Below are 3,057 nucleotides of genomic sequence, written 5' to 3'. Positions count from 1 at the left end.
GCCCCGAGCCGCTGGACCGACGGCCTGAGCGACCTCTCCATCGCCGGCGACCCCATGGCCTTCCCCCACCTCGCCGTGGACAACGCCCCCCGGCACCCCGTCACGGTCTCCGGCTTCGCCGCGCTGGCCCGCCGGATCGCCGCCGACCGGGCCCGCTGGGAGCCGCTGGTCCGCTACGACGCCCTCACCCGCTGGTACGCCCGCCTGGAGACCGGCCCCGGCTACGAGGTGTGGCTGCTCAGCTGGCTGCCCGGCCAGTCCAGCGGACTGCACGACCACGGCGCCTCCTCCGGAGTGCTGACGGTCGTTCAGGGCGAACTGGCGGAGCGCTCCCTGGGCCGCGCCGGCGAGTCCACCCGTACGCTGCGGCCCGGCGCCCAGCGGGTGTTCGCCCCCGGATACGTCCACGAGGTGGTCAACACCGCGCTGGAGCCCGCGGTCAGCATCCATGTCTACTCGCCCGGCCTGGTCGAGATGAACCAGTACGGCGCCACCACGGCCCCGGCCGGACAGGCCGCGCACGAGGCCGGTTGACCGTCCGGGCCCCGAAGCCTGGGAGGATGGCCGTATGCGCATCGTGGTACTGGCCGGAGGGATCGGCGGCGCGCGCTTTCTGCGCGGACTCAAGGCAGCCGCCCCCGGCGACGAGATCACCGTCATCGGCAACACCGGCGACGACATCCACCTCTTCGGGCTGAAGGTCTGCCCGGACCTCGACACCGTGATGTACACCCTCGGCGGGGGCATCCACGAGGAGCAGGGCTGGGGCCGCGCCGCGGAGACCTGGTCGGTCAAGGAGGAGCTCAAGGCGTACGGCGTCGGCCCGGACTGGTTCGGCCTGGGCGACCGGGACTTCGCCACCCACATCGTCCGCACCCAGATGCTCGCCGCCGGCTATCCGCTGAGCGCGGTCACCGAGGCGCTCTGCGCCCGCTGGCAGCCGGGGGTGCGGCTGATCCCGATGTCCGACGACCGGGTGGAGACCCATGTCCTGATCGAGGACGGGGAGGGCCGCCGGGCCGTCCACTTCCAGGAGTACTGGGTACGGCTGCACGCCGAGGTGCAGGCCCAGGCGATCCTGCCGGTCGGGGCGGAGGACGCCAAGCCCGCCCCGGGTGTGCTGGAGGCGATCGCGGAGGCGGACGTGGTCCTCTTCCCGCCGTCCAACCCGGTGGTCTCCATCGGCACCATCCTCGCCGTACCGGGCGTCCGCCAGGCACTCGCCGAGGCCGACGCGCCCGTGGTCGGCCTCTCCCCCATCGTCGGCGGCGCCCCGGTGCGGGGCATGGCCGACAAGGTGCTGGCCGCCGTCGGAGTGGAGTCCACCGCCGGCGCCGTCGCCCGGCACTACGGCCCCGGGCTGCTGGACGGCTGGCTGGTGGACACCGCCGACGCGGCCGCCGTGCCCGCCGTCGAGGAGGCCGGGATCGCCTGCCGGGCGGTGCCGCTGATGATGACCGACGTCGAGGCCACCGCCGCGATGGCCCGGGCGGCCCTGGCGCTGGCCGAGGAGGTACGCGGGTGACCGGCGGGTACACGGTGTGGGCGGTCCCCGGCATCCCCGAGATCGGCCCCGGCGACGACCTGGCCGCCGCCGTCGCCGCGGCGGCCACCGCCGAGGGGCAGCCCGGCCTGCTGGACGGCGACATCCTGCTGGTCACCTCCAAGGTCGTCAGCAAGGCCGAGGGACGGCTGCTGGCCGCCGCGGACCGCGAGGCCGCCATCGACGCCGAGACGGTCCGGGTGGTCGCCCGCCGGGGCCGCACCCGGATCGTGGAGAACCGTCAGGGCCTGGTGATGGCCGCCGCCGGGGTGGACGCCTCCAACACCGTCCCGGGCACCGTGCTGCTGCTCCCCGAGGACCCCGACGCCTCCGCCCGCGGCCTGCGGGACCGGCTGCGCGACCTGACCGGCGCCGAGGTCGCCGTGCTGGTAACGGACACCTTCGGCCGTCCCTGGCGCAACGGCCTCACCGACGTCGCCATCGGCGCCGCCGGACTCGCCGTCCTCGACGACCACCGCGGCCGTACCGACTCCCACGGCAACGAGCTGGCGATGACCGTCACCGCCACCGCCGACGAGCTCGCCGCCGCCGGGGACCTGGTCAAGGGCAAGACCGCGGGCCTGCCGGTCGCCGTGGTCCGCGGCCTCGGCGAGGTCACCACCGCCGGGCACGGGCCCGGTGCCCGGCCGCTGATCCGCGCCGCGGCCGACGACATGTTCCGGCTGGGCACCTCCGAGGCGGTACGCCAGGCCGTCACCCTGCGCCGTACCGTCCGGGAGTTCACCGCTGAACCCGTGGACGGCGGCGCCGTACGCCGGGCGGTCGCCGCGGCGGTCACCGCGCCCGCCCCGCACCACACCACCCCCTGGCGCTTCGTGCTGCTGGAGACCGAGGCGGCGCGCACCGGGCTGCTGGACGCCATGCTCGACGCCTGGCGCACCGACCTGCGGGAGCTGGACGGCTGGACCGAGGAGAGGATCGCCCGCCGCACCCGGCGCGGCGACGTGCTCCGGGACGCCCCCTACCTGGTGGTGCCGTGCCTGGTCACCGACGGCGCCCATGACTATCCCGACGAGCGGCGCGCCGCCGCCGAGCGGGAGATGTTCGTGGTGGCCATGGGAGCCGCCGTGCAGAACCTGCTGGTCGCCCTGGCCGGCGAGGGCTACGGCTCCGCCTGGGTGTCGTCCACCCTGTTCTGCCGGCCCACCGTACGGAAGGCGCTGGGCCTTCCCGACGGCTGGGACCCGATGGGCGCCGTCGCCGTCGGCCGTCCCGCCGCCGCGCCCCCGCAGCGGCCCGACCGCCCGGCGGACCCCTTCGTCACCGTCCGCTGAGGGCCCGGCGCGGTCCGCCGCCCCGCGGAGACGGGCAGCCACCGAGACGGGAGGCCTCAGACATGGGGCAGCCGGCCCGCTGGAGGGGGAGAGAAACAGCGGGTCGGCTGCGAGGCCCGGCCTAGCGTCCAGGTGGCCCCGGGTGCCCGTACCCGGTGGCCACCGGCGGCCGAGCGGCCTTGAGGTGTCCCACTGATCGGCTGCCCCTCAGTGCGGGGG

At 75.7% G+C, this 3,057-nt stretch carries 3 protein-coding genes; all 3 read left to right on the top strand.

From position 1 onward, the window contains the following. Nucleotides 1–24: 24 nt before the first annotated feature. Genes AOK09_RS35375 through AOK09_RS35365 form a run of 3 tightly spaced genes read left to right on the top strand, consistent with a single transcriptional unit; the run spans nt 25 to nt 2,838 of the window. The gene (locus AOK09_RS35375; protein WP_055591287.1) at nt 25–534 is read left to right on the top strand and encodes a cysteine dioxygenase; all 510 of its coding nucleotides are present in this window, start codon (nt 25–27) and stop codon (nt 532–534) included. A 34-nt stretch (nt 535–568) separates the two neighbouring features. Further along, a complete protein-coding gene (gene cofD, locus AOK09_RS35370; protein ID WP_055591286.1) occupies nt 569–1,525 on the top strand; it encodes a 2-phospho-L-lactate transferase in 957 nt (318 codons plus the stop codon). Further along, on the top strand, nt 1,522–2,838 hold the full coding sequence (locus AOK09_RS35365) for a coenzyme F420-0:L-glutamate ligase (RefSeq protein WP_055591285.1): 1,317 nt from the start codon (nt 1,522–1,524) through the stop codon (nt 2,836–2,838). Before cofD ends, AOK09_RS35365 begins: the two co-directional genes overlap by 4 nt. The last annotated feature ends 219 nt before the right edge of the window (nt 2,839–3,057 follow it).

The organism is Peterkaempfera griseoplana (genome assembly GCF_001418575.1).
GTDB lineage: Bacteria > Actinomycetota > Actinomycetes > Streptomycetales > Streptomycetaceae > Peterkaempfera > Peterkaempfera griseoplana.
The sequence above is the reverse complement of the archived record's forward strand: the minus strand, read 5'-3'. Positions and strand labels throughout refer to the sequence as shown.

Bases quoted from the DNA above. Each gene is read 5' to 3' on its own strand.
- cofD (WP_055591286.1), top strand. From the start codon at position 569: ATGCGCATCGTGGTACTGGCCGGAGGGATCGGCGGCGCGCGCTTTCTG.